Origin of the sequence: Pseudomonas chlororaphis subsp. piscium (assembly GCF_003850345.1) — a bacterium.
GTDB lineage: Bacteria > Pseudomonadota > Gammaproteobacteria > Pseudomonadales > Pseudomonadaceae > Aquipseudomonas > Aquipseudomonas piscium.
The window spans coordinates 3,865,029-3,890,876 of record NZ_CP027707.1; the positions used below are offsets into that span (position 1 = coordinate 3,865,029).

Genomic DNA, 25,848 nt, shown 5'->3' on the forward strand with positions numbered 1-25,848 from the left:
CAAGGAGTAACACCCATGACCACTCAACAGGTCATCGCCCTCGCCGCCATCTGCGCGTTCGTTATCGGGCTATTCGCATACGCCTACTGCTTTGGCCGCCAAGAGGGCCGCGTCCGAGGTCGCATTGCCAGCGACCTCGAGCACAAGGCGACCATCCAGCGACTGGAAGCGTCCCTGGAGTTCCTGCGCAACGACCACCGGCACCTAGCCGCGCACGCAAAGCGGCTGAAGGATGCAAGCGCACTGCAAGAGCAGCACCGCCACACCCTACTGCAGATCGCTGAAAGCCTGCGCATTGCCGCCGAGACCTGGAGCGCCTTCAAGACGGGCAAGAAGCTCGAGCGCGACGCATACCGCCTGCGTAACGAAGCCCTCGCCCTCGCCGACCTCTTGAAACCCACCGAACAGGAGGCCGCAGCATGAGTCAGGCCCACCACCCCGGCTTGCTCTTCGATTCTGCGCCATGCGCCGGACACGCCCGCGCCATCGGACGGGGATCGACGCAGCTCTCGACCTCGGAGGAAAGCGGGTACGCGCGCGCGCAGGATTGCGACGCCACCCACCCCGCTTTGCTCCGCGAAGAGGTATGCATCGACACACAGAAAACAAAGAGTCTCTGCTGCGCAGCAGCAGGCATTGTTGCCCCTATCAGCGCCACTACCGAGGCGCTTATACCCCACGAAAAGCTGCGCGAGGCAGCCAGTGTTGATGCAGCGCTAATCGCTCAGGAACGCCCGCCCGCGCAGCCTGTTGTGGGGTATAAGCCCCCTCCAAAGATGCACAACTACCTATTGCTACAGCCTAAGGACATTCGGTAATGGAACTACAAAGTGAGACCTTGGCCGATGAAGAGCTGTGCACAATCACCGGTTACCAGCTCCCGTCCAAACAAATCCAATGGCTGACAGAAAACCATTGGCAGTTTGTTTTGACCGGCGCGCGGCGTCCTGTTGTGGGCCGGGTTTACGCCAGACTGAAGCTGGCGGGAGTAAAGCCTTCTTCGGTCAACGCGGTTGCTGAAACGTGGTCACTCAATCTGGCGAATGTGAGCTGACGCATGCGCAAGAAAACCACAGCCAACCGAGACCTACCACCACGCATGGTGAGGCGAATCAGGAAGGGCAAGAACGGCCAGATTTGGACGTCGTACTACTACAACGGCAGGGATGCCACCGGCAAACGGAAGGAGATCCCTTTGGGTACGGATCTCGATCAGGCCAAAGTGGAATGGGCCAGGCTGGAGTGCAAAACGCCGCCAAAGCCCAACCATTTGATGAGCTACGTATTCGACCGGTATGAAAAAGAAATCATCCCCGGCAAGTCTATCCGTACCCAATCGGACAACCGAAAAGAACTCAAACAGCTCAGGAAAGCCTTTGAAAACGCTCCTATCGAATCCATCACACCTCAAGTGGTCGCCCAGTACCGCGATGCCAGAACAGCCAAGGTCAGGGCCAATAGGGAAATCGCCCTGCTCTCCCACGCATTCACAATTGCCCGAGAGTGGGGCCTGACCGACAAGGCCAACCCGTGCTTCGGCGTTCGTCGCAACAAGGAAAAGCCCAGGGACTATTACGCCGGCGAGACCGTATGGAATGCGGTCTACGCCGAGGCGGTGCAAGAGCTTAAGGACGCAATGGACCTGGCCTACTTGACCGGACAACGCCCCGCGGACGTACTCAAAATCGCCGCCACCGACCTGAACAACGGATTCTTGCTGATTGGCCAGGGCAAAACCGAAAAGCGGCTACGCCTGCGGCTGGAAGAAGCAGGTGTCCAGTCTGGCTTAAGTGCATTTATCGAGGACCTACAGGAACGCAGGGCCATTAACAGCATCAGGACATCGACACTGATCACCAATGCATCAGGGCTGCGAATGAGCCAGCAGATGCTCCGAAACCGATGGGACGACGCACGAGAGAAGGCCGCAATCAAAGCAGCGACTGACGGAGACCCGGCACTGGCCGCTAGCATTCGGCAGTTTCAGTTCAAGGACATTCGGCCGAAAGCGGCGAGTGAGATTGAATTGACGCATGCAAGCCGGCTGCTTGGGCACTCAACGGAGGAGATGACGAAGAAGGTCTATCGACGAGTTGGTGAGATTGTTAGGCCGACGAAATGACCCGAATGCTGCCAAGATCATACTTGGCAGCATTCAGCCAAAAAGCGGATTTGCTTGTCCTAGGTTCAGTTGCCCCAACATTAGCCTCGGAGGTCTCTAAGGAGCCGATGCCTATTCCGTACACATCATTCATCTTTGTAGCGCTTCGCAACCTGAGCCTCGAGCGCGGGTCCAAGTGCTCCTTTCAGTGCCTCAATTTCAGAAGCTGCACGATCAAAGTTTCCGCCTATAGTACCGGTTTCAGTAACCGCCACCGATAGCTGGAGCTTTGACCCCGGAAGTTTTGCAGGCATGATTTCTGAGTCTATTGGCGAAACCTGCGCCACCATCCCCAGCAACTTCGGCTCCTCTATAAGAACTCCAAGCCCATTCAGAGAGACCTCAGGAAACGAAACCACTGCGGAGCCGTATTGCCGAACCCCATTCACAGATGTCGAGTCAGGCGTCACTCCACTGACAACTATCGCCATACTTATTCCAATATTCCCCTGTCGAGCTTGGTTTTTACTAAAGCAATTTTCTTCACATTTAGTTAGCGCAATACTGTTTTTTGCCCAGGCATAAACAGGGCGCAGCACTAAAAACTCTGAGTTCCCTGCACTCTGGAACAACTTAGCCACCACTAAAGACTCATATTCAAGAGCTCCATCCCTTTCCCTCACACGACCAGCAACCACACAACGATTCGCCACGAAATCGCTCACACTAGCTTCCACTTTTGCACTGTAATCCGCGGAGGATCGTTTCTTTATATCTTTGATATAGTTCGCAAACTGGTCAGCACCAAGATCAAAGGCCAACTTAGCAACCACAGGAACCCATAAAGAACCACTAAACAATGGGCTATACTTATAACCGCATGCAGCAGCTACCGACTTCTTGTACTCTGTAGGTATCGGAAATAGTAATATTCCATCGGGATCACCAAGGAACTCGGCAAACCCCTTATCACTTCCTTCGGGCTCAATTTTTGATGTTGCTGCAATTTTTAAGGTCTGGCAACCACTTAGGAAAATTGCAGCTAATAGAATCGCTATAGATCGCATCATCACGCTCCCTCGCTTCCTGAGATTCCTTGTATTTCCGAGCATAGTCCATGCGGTGCAGAAATGAGAAAAGAATTGAACGAGAGTAGAAACGTATTTTCGTGAACTGACTCGATTCTGGTTATTGGCCGCCCCTACAGCTACACAACCTTAGGGTAGCTAAACCTCCAGCACAGGCGAGTAAAGACCCCTAATATTAAGTGTCTGAATCATCAGCAGAAAGGGCACGGCCGATGCTGAGTTTTTACATTTACCGTTGACCGATACTTCCTCAACGGAGCAGTATCTTTCACCCAAAGTTTCCGCTCAGTAATGACTATTTTGGGGGTAACGCGGACGTAAGCCAAACGTCCGCTATTGACCGATTCTGTTGAAAAAGTCGGTTTGCCCAAAACGCTCGAATATTGATGGGTGAAAACACCTCTTTTGCACGCTGCTACGTGAAATCCGAGTCCTGAACCTTCTGCGCAAAACACAGATTTTAATCTCGGGCACGTACTTTTCTGCCGTGGAAACCGAAGCCGACTTTTTCAACAGAATCGACCGTTAGACGTTAGCCATCACCAGAACAACTCAGCCAGAATACGGCTATAAATAAAATCGGATGTTCATAGCAGATAGAGCCTTCATTTACTCACAAAACCAGACCTTTTCGAATGCAGTACAAACCCTCGCAAGTGGTTCAACGCTGCTATCTCGGGATCAAGACCGCGCAGAATAGTTATCCTCTGGCTACCGTCAGGAAGATAAACAATCAGTTCGTCTCCTTGAACTAAGTAGGAGCTGGTGTAAGTCGTTCCCTCATGCTCAAAACTAATTTCCTCTTCCATATACAACCCCTATATTAGTGACCGCTTAATCGTTCGCTTAACAACTTTCTGTCTGTATGATCGTCTAGTACATGCATTTTTCTGTGGCAGTTGGGGCAAAGCGCGGCCGTATTTTCTACAGTATCGGCCCCGCCCTTCACAAGCCACACAATATGATGCGTCTCTAGAAAAGGTGTCCCGTCCTTCTTGTTGAATGGCGCAGGCTCCTGGCACAAGTCACATAGCCCCCTAGCCCTGCGCTTGGCATGCTCCGCTACCCATGGCGAACGCTGATGTTGCGTTACTCTGGTGCTGCGTTTTCCAACACGGTCCCGCCCCTGCCGTCGGGCAAGTGCTTCAACCTCCGCATCACTCAATTTACGAGCTTGTTTCTCTTTCACCTGGTTTAGCTGTTGCAGCGTTAGATCTGGAATGGCCGGCAGAGAGCCTGACTTGAGGCGTAGCGGGAAAACCCAAACGAAGCGCTCTCGACCTTCCACATCAGGCTGCCTCTCTTGGTACGGCTCATCAGCCAGTTCTACCTCACCGATGTAGGTATAGGTTTTAGCAGTAAAGACTTCGAACAGATGCACTGCGACGCCATTAACCCGAGACTCGTTCAGCGTTCTGTTCTGATTAAAGTCCAGCGACTGGTTATCAACCTGGCCCATACCCGTGTAGTGCAGCACATCATCAACCCAGCGATCGTCATAGATTGACGCGACATGATTCGAAACGATGACAAGGGTGTTGGTGCGATTCGACCGGCGCATCCCTCCTTGAGGGCTGCATTGAAACAGCTGCGTCAGGTCGTCGTTGTTGAGGTTAGAGCCCGGAACTGGGGGATTGAAATTAACCATATGTTCGGATGATCTCCTCGGCGATTGGAATGTCGGCAGGAGCAAGGTCGTGCTGCAGCAGCTCTTGAGGCCGTACCCATTCAAACAGGTCATGTACCTGTAGGGTGAATTGGGTGGATTGAAGTACGACTATGACGGCGATCAGCTCGATCGCGCCGCCGGGATAGGTGTACATCGTAGAAGTAAGAATCTCACCGGCGACGGACTCAACACCCAGCTCTTCACGTAATTCGCGAATGATGCAGTCCTGCGGAGTTTCTCCGTGCTCAAGCTTCCCGCCAGGAAATTCCCACATGCCCGCCAACTTCTGACCTGGGGCTCTACGTGTGATGAGAATTTTTCCATCGAGATGAACGACCGCGGCAGCTACCGGTTCTTTCATTGTGCGAATCATTACTGCCAATTCCGAGAGATCTATAGGAGCGAAAGGCCACCATCTTAGCCGACATGCGCTGTCAGGCCGCATTCAATGGAGGGAAATTCTCTTAAATTAGGTGCAGAAATTAGGCGACTTGCGGAAGTGATTCAAAAAATTGCGGAAGTGATTGCCAAATCGTAGGCAATAAAAAACCCCGTAGACCTTGATCTACGGGGTTTTCAGTTTGGAGGCCGAGGTCGGAATCGAACCGGCGTAGGCGGATTTGCAATCCGCTGCATAACCATTTTGCTACTCGGCCAAACTTTCGATGCTTTAACAACCGCATCAAAGGTACAACTCGAAGCTGGAAGGCCAATCTTGACCTTGATCTTAATCTACCTTCCAACCCTTTGAATTCTAAGGGATTTTTCGCGTTCCTGAATCAGGAATGGACGCAATTCTGGACTTGTTCGCAGGGCATGTCAAGGACAGAAATGAAATAATTCAATGCTTTAGCACCAGTCTTTACTTCAGGCCGCGACAGCCCCGGTTGTCCCGTTCCCCGCTAATCCTCATCGGGCCCAAGGATACTTTCCAGCCTCGCCATCCTTTCCCTGTCCCTTCTGAATCCACAAAACATCGGTGAACCTGCTGCATGGGGGGGCGACTTCCGAAGGTTCTCAACTGCTGCATCTGATGCAGCAGTCAAATGCAAACAAGCCTAATTGTTGACCCTGTAGCACAGCCCTATCCTCGTGTTCCCATCCCCAAGTTTCCAAGGAGATCGAGCATGGTCACCCGCGTACAGCTTCACCAAGTCGGCGCCCCTCAGGTCCTGCAGTTCGAGCAGGTGCAAGCCCAGGCGCCCGGTGCCGGCGAGGTCTGGCTGGAGCAGACGGCCATCGGCGTCAATCCGCTGGACCTCAGCCAGCGCAGCGGCGCCGTGCCTGTTGCCCTGCCCTGCGGGCTTGGGCTGGAAGGCGCGGGGCTGGTCAGGGCGATCGGTCCTGGGGTTACCCAGGTCCAGGTGGGCGACCGCGTCGCTTATGCCACCGGGCCCCTCGGCGCCTATGCCAGCGCCCGCCTGTACCCGGCCGAGCGCCTGGTCAAGCTGCCGCCGCAGTTGGCCTCGGACGCTGCCGCGGCACTGCTGTTCAAGGGCATCACCGCCCAGTACCTGCTCAAGTCCACCTACCCCGTCGGCCCTGGCAGCCAGGTGCTGATCTATGGCGCCGCCGGTGCCCTGGGCCAGTTGATGGTGCCCTGGGCCAAGCATCTGGGAGCCACGGTGATTGGCGTGGTGTCCAAGCCGCAAAGCGTCGAGCGGGCCCGGGCCGCTGGTTGCGACGAGGTGCTGGTGTTCGATGCCGCCACCCTCGCCCAGCAGGTTGTCGAGGTCACTCAAGGGCACAAGGTCGATGTGGTGTACGACCCGATCGGCCGGGTGTCCTTCGAAGCCTCCCTCGACAGCCTGCGTCCCCGTGGCCTGCTGGTATCCTTCGGCGCCGCGTCGGGCGTGCCGGAACCAGTGACGGTCGGCACGCTAAACGCCAAGGGCTCGCTGTTCCTCACCCGCCCGTCTCTCGCCGCCCATACGGCCAGCGCCAGCGAGTACCAGGCGCGCGCCGCCGATGTGCTGACAGCCTTCGCCGCGGGTATCATCCAGCCGCGGATCTGGCAGCGTTATCCCTTGGCCGAGGTGGCCCAGGCCCACGCCGATCTGCACGACGGACGCGCGCAAGGAGCCATCGTACTGATACCTTGAGGCCGTTTCCCTCCCATCTGGCCACATAGCGAGGCACCCCAGGCACATGGATCTGTTCGACAGCCGCCAGGCCGATGAACTCGCCACCCTGATGACGCTCTTCGAGCACGGCTCTTTTGCCGCCGCCGGCCGGGCCTTGCAGCGCCACCCTTCGGTGCTGTCCAAGCGCCTGGCGGCCCTGGAAAGCCGCCTGGGCATTCGCCTGGTGCAGCGCACTACCCGGCAATTGCGCTTCACCGACGAAGGCGCGCGTCTGGTCGAACGCCTGCGACAGGCAGCGAGCCTGATCAGCGAAGCCGAACACGAAGCCTCCCAGGGCGCCGCGCAGATCCGCGGGCGCCTGCGCCTGGCCTTGCCGGCCGCCATGGGCCGGCGCTGGCTCAGCCCGATCCTCGCCGAGTTCGCCCTGGCCCATCCCGGGGTGGTGCTGGAGACCGAGTATTCGGACCGCTTCGTCGACATAGTCGGCGAAGGTTTCGACGCGGCGATCCGCATCGGCGAGCTGGCCGACAGCCAACTGGTGGCCCGCAAGCTCTGCGCCCATCAGCGCATCCTCTGCGCCGCGCCCGCCTACCTGCAACGCCATGGCGAACCCCAGGTGCCTGCCGACCTCGCCAGCCACAACTGCCTGGGTTTTACCGGCCTGCGCTCCTACCCCGACTGGCGCCTGACCCGCCAGGGCCAGCTGGAAACCGTGCGCATCCACGGCAGCCTGCACAGCAATGACAACGAGGCGCTGTTGTCCGCGGCCCGGGCCGGCGTCGGCATCCTCGCCGGCGGCGACTGGCTGATGCACCAGGACCTGGCGTCGGGGCATCTGGTCCGGGTGCTGCCGCAGTGGCAGCTGGACAGCGACTCGGGGATCTACCTGCTGCGCCCCTCCGCGCGCTTCAGCAGCGCCACCACCCAGGCCTTCAAGCAGTGGATCGAGGCGCGCTTTGCCCAGGGCGCGCCGTGGGAAAGGCCAGCCCGGGACGAGGCGTAGCACCGCTCACAGCGAACTGACGATGAACTCCCGCAGCCATTGGTGGGCCGGGTCGCGGTGGCAGCGCTCGTGCCAGAGCATGGCCATTTCATAACCCGGGACTTCCAGCGGCGGCTCGACCACCTTCAGCGCCGGGTTGTCGCGCACCAGGCGCGACGGCAGCATCGCCACCAGGTCGGTGCTCGCCAGCGCCGAGAGAACAAACAGAAAGTGCGGGACCGACAGCACCACCCGGCGCGTCAGACCCAGCTCCCCCAGCGCGCTGTCGGTGACGCCGTGAAAACCGCCGCCATCGGGCGACACCATGACGTGTTCCAGCTTGCCGAACTGCGCCAGGCTCGGGCGCCGTTGCAGCCGTGGATGGCCCGCGCGACCCACCAGCACATAACGCTCGCTGAACAGCACGCGGCGGCGCAGCCCCGGCGGCGAATCCTCGCTGGTATGCAGGGCCAGGTCGATGATGCCCTGCTCGGCCTGCTGGACCAGACGCCCCGGCTCCAGTTCAAGCACCGCCAGCCGGGTACCGGGCGCCGCTGCTCGCAAGCCAGCCAGCACCGGAAGGATCACCGTCGACTCGCCGTAGTCGGACGCCGACAGGCTCCAGGTATTGGCCGCCGCGCCCGGGTCGAACGGGCTGGCCGGCGACACCGCCAGCTCCAATGCTTCCAGCGCCCGGCGCAACGGCTCGCGCAGCTCGTCGGCCCTGGCGGTGGGCCGCATGCCCCGCGGGCCCGGTAGCAACAACGGGTCGCCGAAGATCTCCCGCAGCTTGGCCAAATGCACGCTGACCGAGGGTTGCGACAGGTTCAGGCGTTGCGCCGCGCGGGTCACGTTGTGCTCCGCGAGCAGCACATCCAGGGTCAGCAGCAGGTTGATGTCCAAGCGTCTTAAATTATTCACGACAATACCTGGGATATTGGATATTCATTTTCAATATACCTGGCAACCTCCGATCCTGCTGTCTCCCGACACTGGAGACCCTGTGATGAATGTACTGCTGGTTTATGCCCACCCCGAACCCCGCTCCTTGAACGGCTCGCTCAAGGACTTCACGATCAAGCGCCTGCAGGCCGCCGGTCACGCGGTCCAGGTCTCGGACCTGTATGCGATGAACTGGAAGGCGCCGCTGGATGCCGACGACAGCCTGGGCCGGCCGGACAACAGCCGCTTCGATCCGTCCCTGGACTCCAAGCGCGCGTTCGAAGAAGGCCTGCAGTCAGCGGACATCGCCCGCGAACAGGAGAAACTGCTGTGGGCCGACACTGTGCTGCTGCAATTTCCCCTGTGGTGGTTCTCCATGCCGGCGATTCTCAAGGGCTGGGTGGAACGGGTCTACGCCTACGGGTTTGCCTATGGCGTGGGCGAGCATTCGGACGCGCGCTGGGGCGATCGCTACGGTGAAGGCACCCTTGCCGGCAAGCGCGCGATGCTGATCGTCAGCGCCGGCGGCTGGGAATCCCACTATGGCTCGCGGGGCATCAACGGGCCAATGGACGACCTGCTGTTCCCGATCCACCACGGCATCCTCTATTACCCCGGCTTCGACGTGCTGCCGCCGTTCGTGATCTACCGCACCGGGCGGATCGACGAAGCGCGTTTCGCCAGAATCTGCGAAGAACTTGGACAGCGTCTGGACCAGTTGGAACAAACCGCGCCTATCGCCTTCCGCCCGCAGAACGCCGGCGCCTATCGGATCCCGGAGCTCACCCTGCACCCGGAGATCGCCGCCGACCAACAAGGCTTCGCCGCCCACCTGATGTAGGGTCCTACACTCACTGCCAGCCCCCACCCAGCACCTTGTACAGAGTCACCCTGTTGCTCTGCTCGGCCAGGCGCAGGCTGATCAGGTCCTGCTGGGCGCTGTACAGCGAACGCTGGGCGTCCAGGGCTTCGAGGTAACTTTGCGAGCCGCCGCGATACAGCGCGTCGGCCAGCTCGAAGCTTTTGCGGCTGGCATCGGTCAGGGCCTGCTGGGCCTCCAGCCGTTCGTCCAGGGTGCTGCGTTCGGCCAGGGCGTCGGCGACTTCCTTGAAGGCGCTTTGCACGGTCTGCTGGTAGGTCTGCACCTGGATCTCACGCTCGACCTTGGCCGCGTCCAGGGTCGCGCGGTTACTGCCGGCGTCGAACAGCGGCAGGCTGATGCTCGGGGCGAAGGTCCAGGCACCGCTGCCGGCCTTGAACAGCCCGGACAGCGCCGAACTCGCCGATCCGGCGTTGGCGGTCAGGCTGATGCTGGGAAAAAACGCCGCCCGCGCCGCGCCGATATCGATGTTCGCCGACTTCAGCGTGTGCTCCGCCGCCAGCACGTCAGGCCGGCGCTGCAACAGGCTGGACGGCAACTCGTCCGGCACCCGCACCAGCAGCGCCGCCGATTGCAGGCTGGCGCCGGGCAGCAGCTCATCGGGAATCTCGCTACCCACCAGCAGACGCAGCGCGTTGCGGTCCTGGAGGATCTGGCTGGCGTACACAGCCACGTCGCCACGGGCCGACTCCACGGTGGTCTGCGCCTGGGCCAGGGCCAGCCCGGAGGAACCGCCCAGGGCATGGCTGCGCTGGGTCAGCTCGTAGGTCGCCTGCTGGCTGCGCAGGGTTTCCTGGGCCAGGCGCAGCAGCTCGTTGTCCGCCGCCAGGGTCAGCCAGGCCGTGGCCACTTCGGCCACCAGGCTGATCTGTGTGCTGCGCCGGGTTTCAGCCAGCGCCAGGTAGGCTTCCAGCGCCTCATCCTTGAGGTTGCGCAATCGTCCGAACACATCCAGCTCATAGCTGCTCAGCCCCAGTTGCGCGCTGTAGTCATGGCTGGTGGTGGCCACGCCGCTGCTGGAGGACGAAGCCGGCGTGCGCGCGTGAGTGCCGCTGACGCCGGCATCGATCGCCGGAAACAACGCCGCGCGCTGGATGCGGTACTGCGCCTGGGCCTTCTCGATATTCAAGCTGGCCAGGCGCAGGTCGCGGTTGTTGGCCAGGGCCAGGGTCTGCAAGCGCGCCAGGCGGCTGTCGGTGAAAAACTGCTGCCAATGAATATCGGCAGCGGCCTCCCCTTTGCCGGGCTGGCTGCCCGGCAACCATTGCTCGGCGACCGGCGCCTCGGGGCGCTGGTATTCGGGCGCCAGGTTGATGCAGCCACCGAGCAGCGCCAGGGCAGGCACCAGGGCCCAACGAAACTTGATCATGCGTCACCTGTTGCAGCGGGTTGAGTAGAGGTCGTGGAGACACGGGTAAAACGGAGACGGATCAGCACGAAGAACAGCGGCACGAAGAAGATCCCCAGCAGCGTGGCGCTGAACATGCCGCCCAGCACTCCGGTGCCGATGGCCCGGCGCCCGGCCGAACCGGCGCCGGAGCTCAAGGCCAGGGGCAGCACGCCGAACATGAAGGCCAGGGAGGTCATGAGGATCGGCCGCAGGCGCTGGCGCACCGCGGTCAGGGTCGCCTCCAGCAGGCTTGCGCCCTGCTCTTGCAGGTGCTTGGCGAACTCGACGATAAGGATCGCGTTCTTCGCCGACAGCCCCACGGTGGTCAACAGCCCCACCTGGAAGTACACGTCGTTGCTCAGGCCGCTGAACCGGGTCGCCAGCACCGCCCCGACCACGCCCAGGGGCACCACCAGCATCACCGAGAACGGCACCGACCAGCTTTCGTACAAGGCCGCCAGGCAGAGGAACACGAACAGGATCGAAATCCCGTAGAGCAACGGCGCCTGGGAGCCGGACAGGCGCAACTGATAAGACTGCCCGGTCCACTCATAGCCGATGCCCTCGGGCAGTTGCTTGACGATGGACTCGACCACGTCCATGGCCACCCCGGAACTCACCCCCGGCGCCGGATCGCCCACCACCTCCAGGGAGGAGATGCCGTTGTAGCGTTCGAGCAATGGCGAACCGTAGCTCCAGGCACTGCTGGCGAAAGACGAGAACGGCACCATTTCATCCTTGGCATTGCGCACGAACCAATGGTCCAGATCCTCCGCCTGCATCCGCGCCGCGGCCTCGCCCTGCACATAGACCTTCTTCACCCGGCCCTGGTTGAGGAAGTCATTGACGTAGGTGCCGCCCAGGGCCGTGGACAAGGTGCTGTTGATGTCGCTGGTGCTCAGGCTCAGGGCCCCGGCCTTGCGATCGTCGATGCTGACCTTGAGCTGCGGCGTGTCGTCCAGGCCGTTGCTGCGGACCCCGAGCAGGCGCGGGTCCTGTTGCGCCAGCTGGATGAACTGCTCGCGGGCCGCCACCAGGGCGTCGTGGCCCAGGCCGGCGAGGTCCTTGAGCTGCAGGTCGAAGCCCGAACTTTGCCCCAGGCCGCGCACCGCCGGCGGCTGCATGACGAACACATTGGCATCGCCGATGCTCGCCAGCGCCTGGGTCGCGCGCTGGGCAATCGACGCCGAATCCTGGCCGGCGCCCAGGCGCTCGCTCCAGTCCTTGAGCTTGATAAAGGCGCGGCCGGTGTTCTGGCTGTTGCCGCCCATGCCCAGGCCACTGATGCTGATCAACGCCTCGACCTCCGGCTGTTCGAGCATGTAGCTCTCGAACTGCTTCATCACCGCCTGGGTGCGGCTATCGGTGGCGCCCACCGGCAACTGGATCTGCGCCATCAGGGTGCCCTGGTCTTCGTCCGGCAGGAACGAGGTCGGCAGGTTGAGATAGCCGACACCCATGACCAGCAGGAACACCCCGTACAGCAACAGGCTGCTGCGGCTGCGTTGCAGGATGCCGCCGACCAACCGCTGATAGGCCTGGGCGCTGCGCTCGAAATGGCGGTTGAACCAGCCGAAGAAGCCGCGCTGCGGCCCATGCCCCTGAGCATCGGCGGGCTTGAGCAGGGTCGCGCACAGCGCCGGGGTCAGGGTCATGGCCACCAGCACCGAGAGCAGCATGGCCGAGACGATGGTCACCGAGAACTGGCGGTAGATGACCCCGGTTGAGCCGCCGAAAAACGCCATGGGAATGAACACCGCACTGAGCACCAGGGCAATGCCGATCAGCGCGCTGGTGATTTCCGCCATCGACTGGCGCGTGGCCTCCAGGGGCGACAGGCCCTGCTCGCCCATCACCCGCTCGACGTTCTCCACCACGACAATGGCGTCGTCCACCAGCAGGCCGATGGCCAGGACCATGGCGAACATGGTCAGGGTGTTGATCGAATAGCCGAGCAGCGCCAGCACGCCGAAGGTGCCCAGCAGCACCACCGGCACGGTGATCGCCGGGATCAGGGTGGCCCGCGGGTTCTGCAGGAACAGGAACATGATCAGCACCACCAGGACGATGGCTTCGCCGAGGGACTTGACCACCTCCTCGATGGACAGGCTGACAAAGGGCGTGGTGTCGTAGGCGATGACGTTCTTCAGTTGCATTTCCGCCGGGTAGAACTGCTCCAGCTCCTTGAGCTTGGCCTTGACCGCGTCGCCAACGCTCAAGGCGTTGGCCCCGGTCGCCAGTTGGATACCCATGGCTGAGGCAGGTTTACCATTGAGGGCCGAGCTCATGTCATAGCTTTCGCTGCCCAGCTCGACCCGCCCCACATCGCTCAGCAGCACCACGGCGCCGTCGCTGGACGACTTGACCACCACATTGCGGAATTCGTCCTCGGTCTGCAGCTTGCTGCGCGCGGTAATGGTGGCGTTCAGTTGCTGCCCGGGCACCGCCGGCACCGCGCCCAGTTGTCCGGCGGAGACTTCAGTGTTCTGCGCCTCCAATGCCGTGCTGACGTCGGACGGCATCAAGGCGTATTTTTCCAGCTTGGCCGGGTCCAGCCAGATGCGCATGGCGTAGCCCGAGCCCAGGGTCTGCACCTCGCCGACGCCATCGATACGGCTGATCTGGTCGAGCAAGGTGCTGGAGATGTAGTCGCCGATCTGGGTGCCGGTGACACTCTCGTTGTCCGAGGCCAGGGCGGCGATCATCAGGAAGTCCGAACCGCCCTTGGTCACGGTCAGGCCTTCGCTCTGCACCGATTGCGGCAAGCGTGATTCGGCCTGCTGCAGCTTGTTCTGTACCTGCATCTGCGCCACGTCCGGGTCGGTGCCGGCGGCGAAGGTCAGGTTGATGCTGGCGCTGCCCGCCGAGCTGCTGGTGGCCGACATGTAGGTCAGGTTGTCCAGGCCGGTCATCTGCTGCTCGATGACCTGGGTCACCGAGTCTTCCACGGTCTTGGCCGAGGCACCGGTGTAGGTGGCGGAGATCCGCACCGTCGGCGGCGCGATGTCGGGGTACTGCTCCAGGGGCAACTGGCTGATGGACAAGGCCCCGGCGAGCATGATGACGATGGCGATGACCCAGGCGAAAATCGGCCGGTCGATAAAGAAGCGCGCCATGCTCAACCCTCCTGCGCCAGGGCGGTGGACGGTGCCTGGGGCACACGGCTGCGGGTACCGCTGCCGCTGTTCTGCGCCAGCACCGCGGCGCCGATCCGGACCTTCTGCCCGCCTTCGACGATCAACTGGTCACCGGCATTGAGACCGGCCGTCACCCACCACTGGTTGCCTACCGCGCGGTCGATGGTCACCTGCCGTTGCTCGACCTTGCCCTCGACTACCACCAGCACCGAGGTCACGCCACTGGCGCTGCGGTTCACCGCCCGTTGCGGAATCAGGATCGCCTGTTCGTCCCGGGCCTGTTCCAGCACCGCCCGCACGTACATGCCCGGCAGCAGCAGGCGTTCCGGGTTGGGGAACTCGGCGCGCAGGGTCACGGTGCCGGTGCCCTGGCTGACGCTGACCCCGCTGAACTTCAAGCGGCCCGCATGGGCATAGGTGCTGCCGTCGTCGAACTTGAGGCTGACGGGCACTTCATCCGTCGCGTTGCCTTGCAGCGCGCCACTGGCCAGGTCGCGCTTGAGGCGCAGCAGCTCGGTGGTGGACTGGGTGACATCGACATAGATCGGGTCCAACTGCTGCACGGTGGTCAGCGCCGTGTCCTGGTTGGCCACCACCAGGGCGCCGGGGGTCACGGTAGAGGTTTCGATGCGCCCGCCGATGGGCGAGCTGATCCGCGTGTAGGCCAGGTTGATGCGCGCCGTCTCGACACCGGCCTGGGCCACCTGCAGATCGGCCTGGGCGGTCAGCAGGCTGGCCTGGGCGTCTTCGTTGTCTTGCTGGCTGATGGCGTCGATCTTCGCCAGCTGGGCATCGCGAGTGGCGGTGACCTGGGCCGACTTCAGGGTGGCGCGGGCCTTGGCCAGGCTGGCCTGGGCTTCCGCCAGGGCCGCCTTGTAGGTGGCGGCGTCCAGCTGGTACAGGCTGTCCCCGGCCTTGACCTCCGCGCCCTCGACGAACAGCCGCTGCTGGACGATGCCACCGACCTGGGGGCGGATCTCGGCCACCAGGAAGGCCTGGGTGCGCCCGGCCAACTCGCTGGTCAGGGCCTGGCTTTGCGGCTGCACAGTGATCACCGAGACCTTGGGGACCTCGGCAGCGGCCTCGGGCGCCGCCGGCGAGCAACCGCTCAACACGAACAGCACCATCAGGGAAACGATGACTGCGGCGGTCACCATGGATTTGGCGAAAAGTTTGGTCGACATAAATGCCTCTGCAAAACGGGATGGCTTGGGCCTGTCGCCATGCTGCGAAGCAAATGTGCAGGAAAATTGAAGATTGCCCGGCGACCTTGAATCTTTGCCGCGCCGGGGCCTAAATGAGCGGGCCATTCCTCAAGCCCGCGCCCCCCCATGAAACTGAGCATCTCCACCAAACTGTTCGGCGCCGTCCTGGCCAGTGTGCTGTTCGTCATCCTGAGCATGGGCCTGGCCACCAGTTGGAGCTTTGGCCGCGGCTTTCTCGGCTACCTCAACGAACAGGCGCTGCAACGCATGGAACCTGTGCTGCCGCGCCTGGTAGAAGCCTACGAGCGCGAAGGCAACTGGGAGTTCGTCCGCGACAACCCCGACCGCTGGTTCGACCTCATGCGCCCGGGGCCCAAGGAGCAGTCGCAGATCCGCAAGCTGAAACTGCCGCTGACCTCGGACCTCACCGGCGCGCTGTTTCGCATTGCCCTGCTGGACCGCGACAAACAACTGGTGATCGGCTATGCGGCGATCGGCGACGATGCCCTGCTGCGGCCGATCGAGGTGGCCGGCAGCACCGTCGGCTGGCTGGCCGTCTCACCCTTCCAGAGCGTCACTGAAGCCGGCGGCGAACGCTTCTTCCAGTACCAGCTGCGCACGAGCCTGGCGGTGGGCGTGGCCTCGCTGCTGCTGGCGATGCTGATCGCCTGGTGGATCTCGCGCACCCTGCTCGACCCAGTCAAGCGCGTGGCCGCGGCCACCCACCGCCTGGCCGCCGGGGAGTACAGCAACCGGGTGGCCGAGGCCTCCAACGATGAAGTCGGCCAGCTGGCCCGCGACTTCAACCAGCTGGCCTACACCCTGGAGCGCAACGAACAGATGCGCCGCGAATTCATGGCCGACGTGTCCCACGAGCTGCGCACCCCGCTGTCGGTATTGCGCGGCGAACTGGAGGCTATCGAGGACGGTGTGCGCAAGCTCGACCGGCAGTCGATGCAGTCGCTGCAAAGCGAAGTGGGCATGCTCAGCAAGCTGGTGGACGACCTGTACGAGCTGTCCCTGGCCGATGTCGGCGCCCTCACCTACCGCAAGAGCGAGTGCTCGCTCAATGAGCTGCTGCTGGCCAGCGTGGCGATGTTCCAGGAACGCTGCCAGGCCGCCCGGCTCAAGGTCGAGTTGGAACTGCCCACGCAGCCATTGCCGCTGGATGCCGACCCCAAGCGCCTGCAACAGCTGTTCACCAACCTGCTGGAAAACGCCCTGCGCTATACCGATGCCGGCGGCCTGCTGCGTATCCGCGCCGGCACTGAGGGCGACAACCTGCGGGTCGACTTCCTCGACTCCGGCCCCGGGGTCGAGGCCGAACAACTGCCGCGGCTGTTCGAGCGCTTCTACCGTGGCGAGGCCTCGCGCAACCGCGCCAGCGGCGGCGCCGGCCTGGGCCTGGCGATCTGTCGCAGCATCGCCCTGGCCCACGGCGGCAGCCTCGACGCCGATCACTCGCCCCTGGGCGGCCTGTGGCTGACCCTGCGCCTGCCCGGCAAGGTCTGAAGCATGAGCACCGAACAACCGATCCTGATCGTCGAAGACGAACCGAAACTCGCCGCCTTGCTGCGCGACTACCTGGACGCCGCCGGTTACCCCAGCCTGTGTCTGGACAATGGCCTGGAGGTGGTGCCGGCCGTGCGTGCCCATCGACCGCGGCTGATCCTGCTCGACCTGATGCTGCCCGGGCGCGACGGCCTGGAGCTGTGCCAGGAACTGCGGCGTTTCAGCGAAGTGCCGATCATCATGATCACCGCCCGGGTCGAGGAAGTGGACCGCCTGCTGGGCCTGGACCTGGGCGCCGACGACTACATCTGCAAGCCCTTCAGCCCGCGCGAAGTGGTGGCCCGGGTCAAGGCCATCCTGCGCCGCAGCCCGCAACTGACGGCAGCCGCACAGGCCCGCCTGCAGATCGACGAAGAACGCTACCGCGCCTCGTTCGACGGTATCGCCCTGGACCTGACCCCGGTGGAGCTGCGCCTGCTCAAGACCCTGGCCGCGTCCCCGGGCCGGGTGTTCTCCCGCGACCAGTTGCTCGATCGCCTGTACTCCGACCACCGGGTGGTGACCGACCGCACCGTCGACAGCCATGTGCGCAACCTGCGGCGCAAACTGGCCCAGGCCTGTCCGGGGGAAGACCCGATCCAGTCGTTGTACGGCGTGGGTTACAAACTTGAGCTGGGCGCGCTGCCGAGCTGAGCGATCGCGGCAAGCCGGGTTATCCTGCGCCGCCAGAAACCTTGCAGGTGCGCGACATGACCCGACTACAGCAGGTGGACATCGACTTGAACGCGGTGACCAGCACGACCGAACTGCATGCCACCCTGCGCGATGCCCTGGGTTTCCCCGACTGGTACGGCGCCAACTGGGACGCCTTCTGGGACGCCATCACCGGCCTGGTGGAAATGCCCATGCAGTTGAAACTCCATGGCTGGGAAGAGCTGGCCACGCGCTTGCCGAGGGATGCCCGGCTGCTGCGGCAATGCCTGGAAAAAATGACCGTCCATTACCCGGAGTCCGCGTCGCAGGTAACGTTCGGCTGAACAGCACGCCAACGCAACATACCGTTCCTTGATGCCATTGCCCTCCTCCACGCTGGCCTCGAACCCCTGCATGTCCTCCGGCACTTCCAGCGGATTCGCCTGGGGACCGATGCAAGGGATCGGCAGGCGCACCTACGACTGCTGGCGCGTCCAGGCATCCTGCTGGTCCTGCTTGACGATGTCGACGAAGTGCGCCGGCAGCAGGTTGCGGAACGGCCCGCCGTCGCGCTCCACCACCTCGACCATCTTCGCCACCATTTCCTCGGGGTCGTATTGCTCGAAGGGGAACTTCAGCCCGGAGTGATCGGTGAAGTTTTTCTGCGGGTCGTACCAGCTTTTCCAGGTCTCCATCATCCGGTCGTTGAAGCCGGTGGAATACGGACCGGGGTTGATGGTCGCGACCTGGATGCCGAACTCCGCCAGCTCCATGTGCAGGGCCTCGGCGATGGATTCCAGGGCATGCTTGGAGGCGCAGTAGGCGCCGGTGAACGGCCCGGTGAGCAGGCCGGCGATCGACGACACGAAGACGATCTTGCCCTTGCGCCGCTCGACCATCTGCCGCACGAAGCCCTGGGTCAGCTCCAGGTTGGCGAACACGTTGGTCTCGAACTGGGAACGCAGGATATCCACGGGGATTTCCGCGATGGCGCCGGTCTCGGCGTCGCCGGCGTTGTTCAACAGCACGTCGATATCCCATTGCCAGGCATAGGCCCGGTCGCGGGCCGAAGTGATGTCGAGCTTCTCCACCCGCAGCTTGAGGTCCAGGCTGTCGGCGAGTTCGCGCAGCTCGGTGATCTGCGGGGTGATCTGCACCCCGGCGATCACTTCATGGCCGTTGGCTGCCAGGCGCAGCGCCACCGCACGGCCAAAACCCGAACCGGCGCCGGTGACCAGAATACGTTTTTTGCTCATCTCGGTTTCTCCAGGAAAATGTCGGTGGCCAGGGCTCAGAGGCAAGCCCGGGCGATGATTTCGTCTTCAACCGCGGTGCCGCCGGAGACGCCGATGGCGCCCAGGCAGCGCCCCGCCTGATCGACGATGGGCAGGCCGCCGGCAAAGCTGGTCAAGCCGCCATTGCTCTGCTCGATCGACCACAGCGACTGCCCCGGCCCGGACAAGGCGCCGAGTTCGGCGCTGGCGGTGCGGAACAGCGCCGAAGTCCGGGCCTTGCGCTGGGCCAGGTCGATCGCCCCCGGCACGGCGTCGTCCATGCGCACGAACGCCAGCAGATTGCTGCCTTGATCGACGATGGCGATGCACACCGACAGCTGCATCTGCATGGCTTTGGCGATGCCCTTGTCGAGCATCTGCCGGGCGGGTTTGAGGGTGACGGGCCAGTGCATGGCGGACTCCTTTGCGGTTGAAAAGAGTCTATGAAGCTCGTAGCTTTAAGAGAATCCGCATTCTCCCTACAAGACTATTAAGTATTTCTAACAATGAGCCGACGCGATCCACTGGCCGGGCTGCACCTCTTCATGGCGGTGGTCGAGACCGGCAACTTCACCCACGCCGCCGCCGTGCTGGGCGTAACCCCAGCGGCCGTGAGCCTGGCCATCAACCAGCTGGAAAGCGAACTGCAGACCAAGCTGTTCCATCGCACCACCCGCGGCGTCAGCCTGACGGAAAGCGGCCAGCGTTTTCACGAAGGCAGCGAAGCCGGCTACCGCAGCCTGCTGCAGGCCCGGGACGAGTTGGGGGAAACCCAGGGCGAGCCTTCGGGGCATCTGCGCATCAGTGCCCTGCACATGGCCAAGCACCTGATCGTCGCCCCACTACTCGAGGATTTCTTCCAGCGCTACCCCAGGGTCACCCTGGAAATACGCTACGAAGATCAGTTGGTGAACATCGTCAAGGAACAGCTCGACGCCGGCATCCGCCTGGCCGACGCCCTGCACCCGGGCATGCACGCGGTGCAGATCACTCCGCCGCTGCAATGCGCCCTGGTGGCCAGCCCGCAGTACCTGGCGCGCCACCCGGCACCGCGCGGCATCGACGAGCTGCGCCAGCATTCCTGTGTACGCTTTCGTTTTCCCAGCAGCGGGCAGATGCACAAATGGCACCTGCACGACGGCCAGCACGAGGTGAAGCTGGATGTGCCCGGGCGCTTTATCAGCACCGACACCCAGGCGGTGATTGAGGCCGCCCGTGCCGGTGTGGGCATTGCCCATGTGTTCATTCGCGAACGGATCGCCGCCGACCTCGACAGCGGCCAGCTGGTGGAAGTCCTGCCCGGCACCTGCCAGCCACTGCCGGCCATGTGGCTGTACTACGCCAACCGCCGGCACGTCCCGCCCAAGCTGCGCGCCCTGATCGAGGTGCTGCGGGACTGGAAGCAGTCGCTCGGACGTGACGTCCGGTAAACCACCCTAAGGCCTAGACCCGCGCCCGGACGCTCGGCACCAGCATCCGCACCAGGCAATCGGCCGTGCTGCGCAAGCGTTCCGGTTCCTGATAGATGCGTTCCATCACCGCCAGTCCGCGGGTGAAGGTGACCAGCACTTGCGCGGCTTCTGCCGGTGCCAGGATCAGGTCGCCCTGGATCCGCTCGGCCGACAATGCAGTGCTGATGGTCAGTTGCAGGGCATCCAGCAGGTCGCGCAAGCGTTGCTGGATGCGCGGGCCGATGGTGTCGGCTTCGGTGGCCGTCTTGGTGGTCAGGCAGCCTTTGGCCGGCGTGCCGCTGGTCATGTTGCTGATCGCCACGTCGAAAAACCGCCGCAGCGCGGTCTCGGCGTCCGGAGCCTCGAGGGCCTTGGCGGCGTTGCCCAAAAAGCGCGTGGCGTAGGCTTCGAACGCCAGCAGGAACAACGCCTCCTTGCCGCCGTAGGCGTGGTACAGCGAGCCGCGCTGGACCTCGGCCGCCTCGGCCAGGTCGGCCATGGAGGTGGACTGCCAGCCCTTGCGCCAGAACACATCAAGGACCGTCGACAACACTTTTTCTTCGTCAAACTGCCTGACACCCGCCATAAAAATCACTGCTCACATAATTGTTGACAACGCTGTCAAAGATACCAACACTGCGATCTTTGACACACCTGTCAATCATAGCCGATAGGTGCGATGCGGTAAGCATGCTTGATGTACTGGTCCACGACTTTCGTTTCGCGCAACGGAAGGAAGTCGGCTTCAACTGCGCAGTCACGCCCGTTAACAGCGGTCGTGGGCGCGAGCGGTTTTCTCTTTTTACGTCAGGAAAAAGGAGTCTTCGAAATGGTTTCGAACAGTCGTATCCAGTATGGCTACATCAATGTCATCGAGCCCGCCGAGCACAAGGGCGAGCTCACCCGCGACAAGGTCGAGCGCTTCACCGAGGGGTTCACCAAGCCCGCCCTGCTGCGCAAACTCGCGCCCATCGGCGAGGAGTTTTCGCAACGGGCGTTCTTCGATCAGGTCGGCTCGGGGAAAAACCTGCAATGGCGGGTCAAGTCCGGCGACCAGCCGGTGTCGATGCGCGACGAGAACGGTGCCTCGGACTACAACTACGTCACCGGCCGCGTCGGCACCGGGCAGGAATTCCTCGACGACATCTTCACCCACAACCTCGACGTCTACTCGCACCTGGGCACGATTTCATCGAGCTACAACGACCCCTACGAGTGGGGCAAGGACGCCTTCAACCTGGTCAAGCAGCACGTCTTCAGCAAACCCTGGTTCAGTATCGACGCCTGGAAAGTCACCGGCCACATGTTCCTCGGCTACAGCACCCAGGAATATGGCGAGCCGGCCCGCGGCGCGGTGGGCAGCGACTGGCACATTTTCCCCACCCTCAATATCTTCGTGATGATCGCCGGCACCAAGAAGTGGAGCACCCGCCCGCCGCAGCTGGGCGACCAGTTCCGCGACTACGACCTGATGTTCGAGACCAGCAGCGGCCGCGAAGCGCCAGGCGGCGATTACGAGGCCGACACCGTCTACGTCGAACCGGGCGACGTGCTGATCAACCCGCCCTTCGAATGGCACAAGGTGCTCAATGCCCGCGGCCTGAGCATCGGCGCGGCGTTCCGGGTGATCGACCTCGACTACCTGAGCAAGCTGGAGAACCGCCACAACCTGGACCTCTCCAAGGTCGCCCATGACAACGGCAACTTCGCCGAGACCGAGGAGCTGGCGCACTTCCTTACCAGCGTCAACTACGCCTCGCGCCACATCAACCGGGCCCAGATGCTGCTCAACGACATCGAGTACGCCTACCTGCGCAAGCGCGGCAACGCCGGCTCGGTGAAAATCGGCCACCGCTAGCCCCAAGGACGCCGCAGCGAGGACCCGCTCATGACGCTCTCCGTCAGTCCCGAACAGCGTTGGACCGGCATTCTGTGCGGCCTCGCCGCGGCCTTGATCTGGGGCGCATTCCCGGTGGTCACCCGGCTGGGGCTGACCCGCACGCCGCTGGATGCCTACGACATCACCTGCATCCGCTACAGCGTCTCCGGGTTGATCCTGCTGCCGTACCTGGTCCGCCATGGCCGCCGGGGCTTGAGCTGGACAAGCATCGGCCTGATGGTCATCGGCATCGGGGCGCCGTACATGCTGGTGGTGGCCCAGGGGCTGGCCCTGGCCCCGGTGGAGCTGTTCGCCGTGGTGACCCCCGGCAGCATGATCCTCTTGTCGATCCTGATCAGCGCGCGGCTGTTCGGCACTCGTCTCGGCGCCCGGGCGAACGCCGGCACCGCGCTGATCATCGGCGGCGTGCTGCTGGCCGGCTGGCACAGTTTCGCCGGGGCCCAGGCCTCGCCCTACGCCTACCTGATGTTCCTGCTCGGCGGCCTGCTGTGGGCGATCTATACCCTGGTGTCGAAATGGTCCGGCAGCGATGCATTGCATGCCACGGCGATTGTCTCGGTGTGCTCGATGGTTCTGTACCTGCCGGTCTACCTGGCCGACCGCGGGCTGCGGATTCTCCAGGCGCCGCTCTGGGATATTGGCATCCAGGTGGTCTACCAGGGCCTGCTGGTGTCGACGGTGGCGTTGTTCTTCTACAGCCGCTCGGTACAGCTGCTGGGCGCTTCGCTCGGCTCCACATTCGCCGCGCTGGTGCCGGGCACGGCCATGGTGCTGGCCGCCCTGCTGCTGGGTGAGCGCGCGAACAGCACTGCCATCGCCGGCTTGCTGGTGGTGACCGCCGGCATGCTCCTGACCCTGCTGCCGCAACGCCCGCGCCCGCTGCCGGGCGCCATCGGCCAGCCGACACCCAGGCCACCAGGACCCACGCCATGAGCGACCTGCATGAGCGGAGCGCAACCACAGTCCATAGCGAAGGAAAAGCAAGCATGAGCAGCGCACCCCTGACCCTCTACGAACTGGCCGGCGCCGACCCGGACCTGCGCTTCAGCCCGCACTGCTGGAAAACCCGCATGGCCCTGGCCCACAAGGGGCTGGAAAGCCAGAACATCGCCTGGCGCTTCAGCGACAAGGCGCGCATCGCCTTTTCCCGGCAGGGCGCGGTTCCGGTGCTGGTGGATGGCGACCAGAGCATCAGCGACTCCTGGCGCATTGCCCTGCACCTGGAGCAGCATTACCCCGAGCGCCCGTCCCTGTTCGGCAGTCGCGACGCCATCGCGCTGGCGGGCTTCGTCAACCGCTGGGCCGACAGCATGCTGCTGCCCGCCGTGGCCCGGGTGATCCTGCTGGATGTCTACGAACAACTGGCCGACGAGGACCGGGAATATTTCCGCAGCTCCCGTGAAGCGCACTTCGGCACCTCGCTGGAACAGCTGGTGGCCCCGCAAGCCAAGCACCTGGAGCAGTTGCGCCAGGTCCTGGCCCCGCTTCGCCAGACCCTCAAGGGCCAGCCCTTCCTGGCCGGCGAGGCCCCGGCCTATGCCGACTATTGTGTGTTCGGCATGTTCATGTGGGCGCGCTGCACCAGCGGCGAAGAACTGCTGGCCCCCAACGACGTATTGCATGCCTGGCGCGAACGCTTGCTGGACGCCTTTGCCGGGCTGGCGCGCGCGGCGACCCTGGCCACCCCCCTCGAGACTGGAGCACGACATGTCCAATGATCCCGCCCTGCACGACTTCGCCGTCCGTTCCTCGGACAAGATCCGCTATGCCGATACCGACCGCCAGGGCCATGTGAACAACGCGGTGTTCGCCACCTTCCTGGAAACCGGGCGGGTGGAGATCATCTACGACCCGCACGCGCCGCTCGCCGAACCCGGCAGCGAATTTGTCATCGCGCGCCTGGAGCTCGACCTGCGCGCCGAACTGCGCTGGCCCGGCACGGTGCAGATCGGCACCCGGGTCGCCACCCTCGGCAAAAGCTCCATGACCCTGGAGCAGGCGCTGTTCCAGGACGGTCGCTGCGCAGCCCTGGCCACCACCGTGATCGTGCAGATCGATGCCCAGAGCCGGCGCTCGAAACCCTTTGGCGAAGAGGCGCGGCGCCGCTTGGGCGCCCTGACCACGACCGCGGACTCGTTCGCGGTGAAATAGGCGGAGGACGCCATGTCGACGCTACAGCAACTGTTCTCGGCCCTGCCGTTTTTCCAGCTGGCGGTGATCATCATCGCCAGCCAACTGTGCGGCGCGCTGCTGGCCCGCTGGGGGCAGTCGCGGGTGATCGGCGAAATCTGCGTGGGCATCCTGCTCGGCCCCTGCCTGCTGCTGGCCCTCGGCGCGCAGTGGCATGCGGCGGTCTTCCCGGCGGCCATCCGCCTGGGCATCGAGACTCTGGGCAATATCGGCCTGGTCCTGCTGATGTTCCAGATCGGCCTGCGCTTCGACAGCAACCACCTGGGCAACCAGAAGATCGGTTTTTCCGCCCTCTCGGTGGCCGGCGGCGGGGTGATCCTGGCCTTCGCCCTCGGGGCCATGGTCGGTCTGCTCTCCCACAGCGCCCTGGCTCCCGCCCAACCCCGGCTCGGCTACGTGCTGTTCTGCGGCATCGCGCTGTCGATCACCGCCCTGCCGGTGCTGGTGCGAATCATCAGCGACCTGGGGCTGGAGCATTCGCTGGCCGGGACTGTCGGCATCGCGGCCGCCGCCATCACCGACATCATTGGCTGGGTGCTGCTGACCCTCATCGTTGCCCTGTCCAGCAGCGACAGCTCGCTGTTCGGGGTGTTGCGCCAGCTGACCTTTATCGCCCTGTTCCTCGTCCTCGCCCGCTGGGGCTTGCGCCCGTTGCTGCACGCCCTGACGCGGCTGCTCGCGACACGCAGCGCGGCCCCCGCCGCCGATATGAGCATGGCCCTGATGCTGGCGACCGCCCTGCTGTGCGGCTGGATCACCACCCTGATCGGCCTGCACAGCGCCCTGGGCGGGCTGATCGCCGGCTGGCTGCTGCGCGAGCAGCGCCAGCACTGGCACCGCCACATGGAAGGCTTCGTCAACATCGGGCTGGTGCCCTTCTACTTCGCCGCCACCGGGCTGAAGATGGACCTCGGCGCCCTGGCGCCCCTCGACAGCTGGCTGTGGCTGCTGGCCTTCTTCGCCGCCGCGGTGCTGGGTAAAACCCTCGGCTGCTACCTCGCCGGACGCCTGGCCGGCCTGTCCGTGGAGGTCTCGCGCAGCGTCGCGGTGTTGATGAACACCCGTGGCCTGATCGAAATCATCGTGCTCTCCGTGGGCCTGGACATGGGGCTGATCTCCCAGAGCGCGTTCTTCCTGTTGCTGATGGTGGCCATCGCCACCACCCTGATGACCACCCCGTTGCTCAGGCGCCTGGCCAGGACCGGGCCCGTCCCGTCCGCCCTGGCGAAAGGCGAGCTGCAGACTTCCGATCGCTAAGCATCGACCGACCGGGGAGGCAAGGAAACCCCACAAGCTACACTCGCAGCTTGTGCCTTGCCTGCGCCCGAAAGCCTGGCCTCGCAATGGATA

The 25,848-nt window shown here is 63.2% G+C and carries 26 protein-coding genes and 1 tRNA gene; 16 read left to right on the forward strand and 11 right to left on the reverse strand.

The annotated features are described in order from the left end of the window. Nucleotides 1–15 precede the first annotated feature (15 nt). From C4K38_RS17775 to C4K38_RS17790, 4 genes are read left to right on the forward strand one after another with little or no spacing between them, the layout of a single operon-like run. On the forward strand, nt 16–423 hold the full coding sequence (locus C4K38_RS17775) for a type I phosphoribosyltransferase (protein ID WP_053279509.1): 408 nt from the start codon (nt 16–18) through the stop codon (nt 421–423). After that, complete coding sequence (locus C4K38_RS32585; protein WP_231998529.1) at nt 420–818, forward strand: hypothetical protein; 399 nt, start codon at nt 420–422, stop codon at nt 816–818. The genes C4K38_RS17775 and C4K38_RS32585 overlap by 4 nt, the downstream gene beginning before the upstream one ends. Further along, entirely contained in the window at nt 818–1,054 is a 237-nt protein-coding gene (locus tag C4K38_RS17785; protein ID WP_053279510.1) for a DUF4224 domain-containing protein, read from the forward strand. The genes C4K38_RS32585 and C4K38_RS17785 overlap by 1 nt, the downstream gene beginning before the upstream one ends. A 3-nt stretch (nt 1,055–1,057) precedes the next feature. Next, on the forward strand, nt 1,058–2,122 hold the full coding sequence (locus C4K38_RS17790; protein ID WP_053279511.1) for a phage integrase: 1,065 nt from the start codon (nt 1,058–1,060) through the stop codon (nt 2,120–2,122). A 125-nt stretch (nt 2,123–2,247) separates the two neighbouring features. On the opposite strand, the gene C4K38_RS17795 is transcribed toward C4K38_RS17790, so the two are convergent. The 4 genes from C4K38_RS17795 to C4K38_RS17815 form a co-directional block, all read right to left on the reverse strand. Further along, nucleotides 2,248–3,171, reverse strand: coding sequence for a hypothetical protein (locus C4K38_RS17795; protein ID WP_124345294.1), 924 nt, complete (start codon nt 3,169–3,171; stop codon nt 2,248–2,250). Between the two features lie 841 nt (nt 3,172–4,012). Then, the gene (locus C4K38_RS17805) at nt 4,013–4,837 is read right to left on the reverse strand and encodes an HNH endonuclease (RefSeq protein ID WP_053279512.1); all 825 of its coding nucleotides are present in this window, start codon (nt 4,835–4,837) and stop codon (nt 4,013–4,015) included. Beyond that, nucleotides 4,830–5,219, reverse strand: a complete 390-nt coding sequence (locus C4K38_RS17810; protein WP_053279513.1) for a (deoxy)nucleoside triphosphate pyrophosphohydrolase — start codon at nt 5,217–5,219, stop codon at nt 4,830–4,832. Before C4K38_RS17810 ends, C4K38_RS17805 begins: the two co-directional genes overlap by 8 nt. A gap of 221 nt (nt 5,220–5,440) precedes the next feature. Further along, nucleotides 5,441–5,514, reverse strand: a tRNA-Cys gene (locus tag C4K38_RS17815). A gap of 471 nt (nt 5,515–5,985) precedes the next feature. On the opposite strand from C4K38_RS17815, the gene C4K38_RS17820 reads away from it, so the two are divergent. Together C4K38_RS17820 and C4K38_RS17825 are read left to right on the forward strand one after the other, a co-directional pair. Continuing rightward, nucleotides 5,986–6,960, forward strand: coding sequence for a quinone oxidoreductase family protein (locus C4K38_RS17820; protein ID WP_053279514.1), 975 nt, complete (start codon nt 5,986–5,988; stop codon nt 6,958–6,960). Between the two features lie 46 nt (nt 6,961–7,006). Then, a complete protein-coding gene (locus tag C4K38_RS17825; protein ID WP_053279515.1) occupies nt 7,007–7,945 on the forward strand; it encodes a LysR family transcriptional regulator in 939 nt (312 codons plus the stop codon). 6 nt (nt 7,946–7,951) lie between these two features. Here C4K38_RS17825 and C4K38_RS17830 read toward each other — a convergent pair whose 3' ends face one another. Continuing rightward, nucleotides 7,952–8,845, reverse strand: coding sequence for a LysR family transcriptional regulator (locus tag C4K38_RS17830; protein WP_053279516.1), 894 nt, complete (start codon nt 8,843–8,845; stop codon nt 7,952–7,954). Nucleotides 8,846–8,930: 85 nt separating this feature from the next. Here C4K38_RS17830 and C4K38_RS17835 point away from each other — a divergent pair, with 85 nt between their 5' ends. After that, entirely contained in the window at nt 8,931–9,707 is a 777-nt protein-coding gene (locus tag C4K38_RS17835) for an NAD(P)H-dependent oxidoreductase (RefSeq protein WP_053279517.1), read from the forward strand. A 10-nt stretch (nt 9,708–9,717) separates the two neighbouring features. Here the strand turns inward: C4K38_RS17835 and C4K38_RS17840 are convergent, their stop codons facing one another. The 3 genes from C4K38_RS17840 to C4K38_RS17850 are packed head-to-tail and all read right to left on the reverse strand — an operon-like array spanning nt 9,718 to nt 15,457. Further along, on the reverse strand, nt 9,718–11,115 hold the full coding sequence (locus C4K38_RS17840) for an efflux transporter outer membrane subunit (protein ID WP_053279518.1): 1,398 nt from the start codon (nt 11,113–11,115) through the stop codon (nt 9,718–9,720). Then, nucleotides 11,112–14,252, reverse strand: a complete 3,141-nt coding sequence (locus tag C4K38_RS17845; protein ID WP_053279519.1) for an efflux RND transporter permease subunit — start codon at nt 14,250–14,252, stop codon at nt 11,112–11,114. The genes C4K38_RS17840 and C4K38_RS17845 overlap by 4 nt, the downstream gene beginning before the upstream one ends. 2 nt (nt 14,253–14,254) lie before the next feature. After that, nucleotides 14,255–15,457: an efflux RND transporter periplasmic adaptor subunit gene (locus tag C4K38_RS17850; RefSeq protein ID WP_053279520.1), complete on the reverse strand. Its 1,203-nt coding sequence runs from the start codon at nt 15,455–15,457 to the stop codon at nt 14,255–14,257. Between the two features lie 147 nt (nt 15,458–15,604). Here C4K38_RS17850 and baeS point away from each other — a divergent pair, with 147 nt between their 5' ends. Genes baeS through C4K38_RS17865 form a run of 3 tightly spaced genes read left to right on the forward strand, consistent with a single transcriptional unit; the run spans nt 15,605 to nt 18,027 of the window. Further along, nucleotides 15,605–16,990, forward strand: coding sequence for a sensor histidine kinase efflux regulator BaeS (baeS, locus tag C4K38_RS17855; RefSeq protein WP_053279521.1), 1,386 nt, complete (start codon nt 15,605–15,607; stop codon nt 16,988–16,990). A 3-nt stretch (nt 16,991–16,993) separates the two neighbouring features. Further along, nucleotides 16,994–17,683, forward strand: a complete 690-nt coding sequence (locus C4K38_RS17860; RefSeq protein WP_053279522.1) for a response regulator — start codon at nt 16,994–16,996, stop codon at nt 17,681–17,683. 56 nt (nt 17,684–17,739) lie between these two features. Next, on the forward strand, nt 17,740–18,027 hold the full coding sequence (locus C4K38_RS17865) for a barstar family protein (RefSeq protein WP_053279523.1): 288 nt from the start codon (nt 17,740–17,742) through the stop codon (nt 18,025–18,027). Between the two features lie 132 nt (nt 18,028–18,159). Here C4K38_RS17865 and C4K38_RS17870 read toward each other — a convergent pair whose 3' ends face one another. Next, nucleotides 18,160–18,939, reverse strand: a complete 780-nt coding sequence (locus tag C4K38_RS17870) for an SDR family oxidoreductase (protein ID WP_053279524.1) — start codon at nt 18,937–18,939, stop codon at nt 18,160–18,162. Nucleotides 18,940–18,974: 35 nt separating this feature from the next. After that, the gene (locus tag C4K38_RS17875; protein WP_016703264.1) at nt 18,975–19,370 is read right to left on the reverse strand and encodes a GlcG/HbpS family heme-binding protein; all 396 of its coding nucleotides are present in this window, start codon (nt 19,368–19,370) and stop codon (nt 18,975–18,977) included. Between the two features lie 93 nt (nt 19,371–19,463). Between C4K38_RS17875 and C4K38_RS17880 the strand changes: the two genes are divergently transcribed. Then, entirely contained in the window at nt 19,464–20,387 is a 924-nt protein-coding gene (locus C4K38_RS17880) for a LysR family transcriptional regulator (RefSeq protein ID WP_053279525.1), read from the forward strand. A gap of 13 nt (nt 20,388–20,400) precedes the next feature. On the opposite strand, the gene C4K38_RS17885 is transcribed toward C4K38_RS17880, so the two are convergent. Next, nucleotides 20,401–20,961 (reverse strand): TetR/AcrR family transcriptional regulator, encoded by a 561-nt coding sequence (locus C4K38_RS17885; RefSeq protein ID WP_231998528.1) that lies wholly within the window; start codon nt 20,959–20,961, stop codon nt 20,401–20,403. A gap of 276 nt (nt 20,962–21,237) precedes the next feature. Between C4K38_RS17885 and C4K38_RS17890 the strand changes: the two genes are divergently transcribed. From C4K38_RS17890 to C4K38_RS17910, 5 genes are read left to right on the forward strand one after another with little or no spacing between them, the layout of a single operon-like run. Further along, nucleotides 21,238–22,266 (forward strand): cupin domain-containing protein, encoded by a 1,029-nt coding sequence (locus C4K38_RS17890; RefSeq protein ID WP_053279527.1) that lies wholly within the window; start codon nt 21,238–21,240, stop codon nt 22,264–22,266. Between the two features lie 30 nt (nt 22,267–22,296). Then, nucleotides 22,297–23,241, forward strand: a complete 945-nt coding sequence (locus tag C4K38_RS17895) for a DMT family transporter (protein WP_053279528.1) — start codon at nt 22,297–22,299, stop codon at nt 23,239–23,241. Continuing rightward, nucleotides 23,238–24,026: a glutathione S-transferase family protein gene (locus C4K38_RS17900; RefSeq protein WP_053279529.1), complete on the forward strand. Its 789-nt coding sequence runs from the start codon at nt 23,238–23,240 to the stop codon at nt 24,024–24,026. Before C4K38_RS17895 ends, C4K38_RS17900 begins: the two co-directional genes overlap by 4 nt. Continuing rightward, the gene (locus tag C4K38_RS17905; RefSeq protein WP_053279530.1) at nt 24,016–24,459 is read left to right on the forward strand and encodes an acyl-CoA thioesterase; all 444 of its coding nucleotides are present in this window, start codon (nt 24,016–24,018) and stop codon (nt 24,457–24,459) included. The genes C4K38_RS17900 and C4K38_RS17905 overlap by 11 nt, the downstream gene beginning before the upstream one ends. 12 nt (nt 24,460–24,471) lie before the next feature. Next, nucleotides 24,472–25,755: a cation:proton antiporter gene (locus C4K38_RS17910; protein WP_053279531.1), complete on the forward strand. Its 1,284-nt coding sequence runs from the start codon at nt 24,472–24,474 to the stop codon at nt 25,753–25,755. The last annotated feature ends 93 nt before the right edge of the window (nt 25,756–25,848 follow it).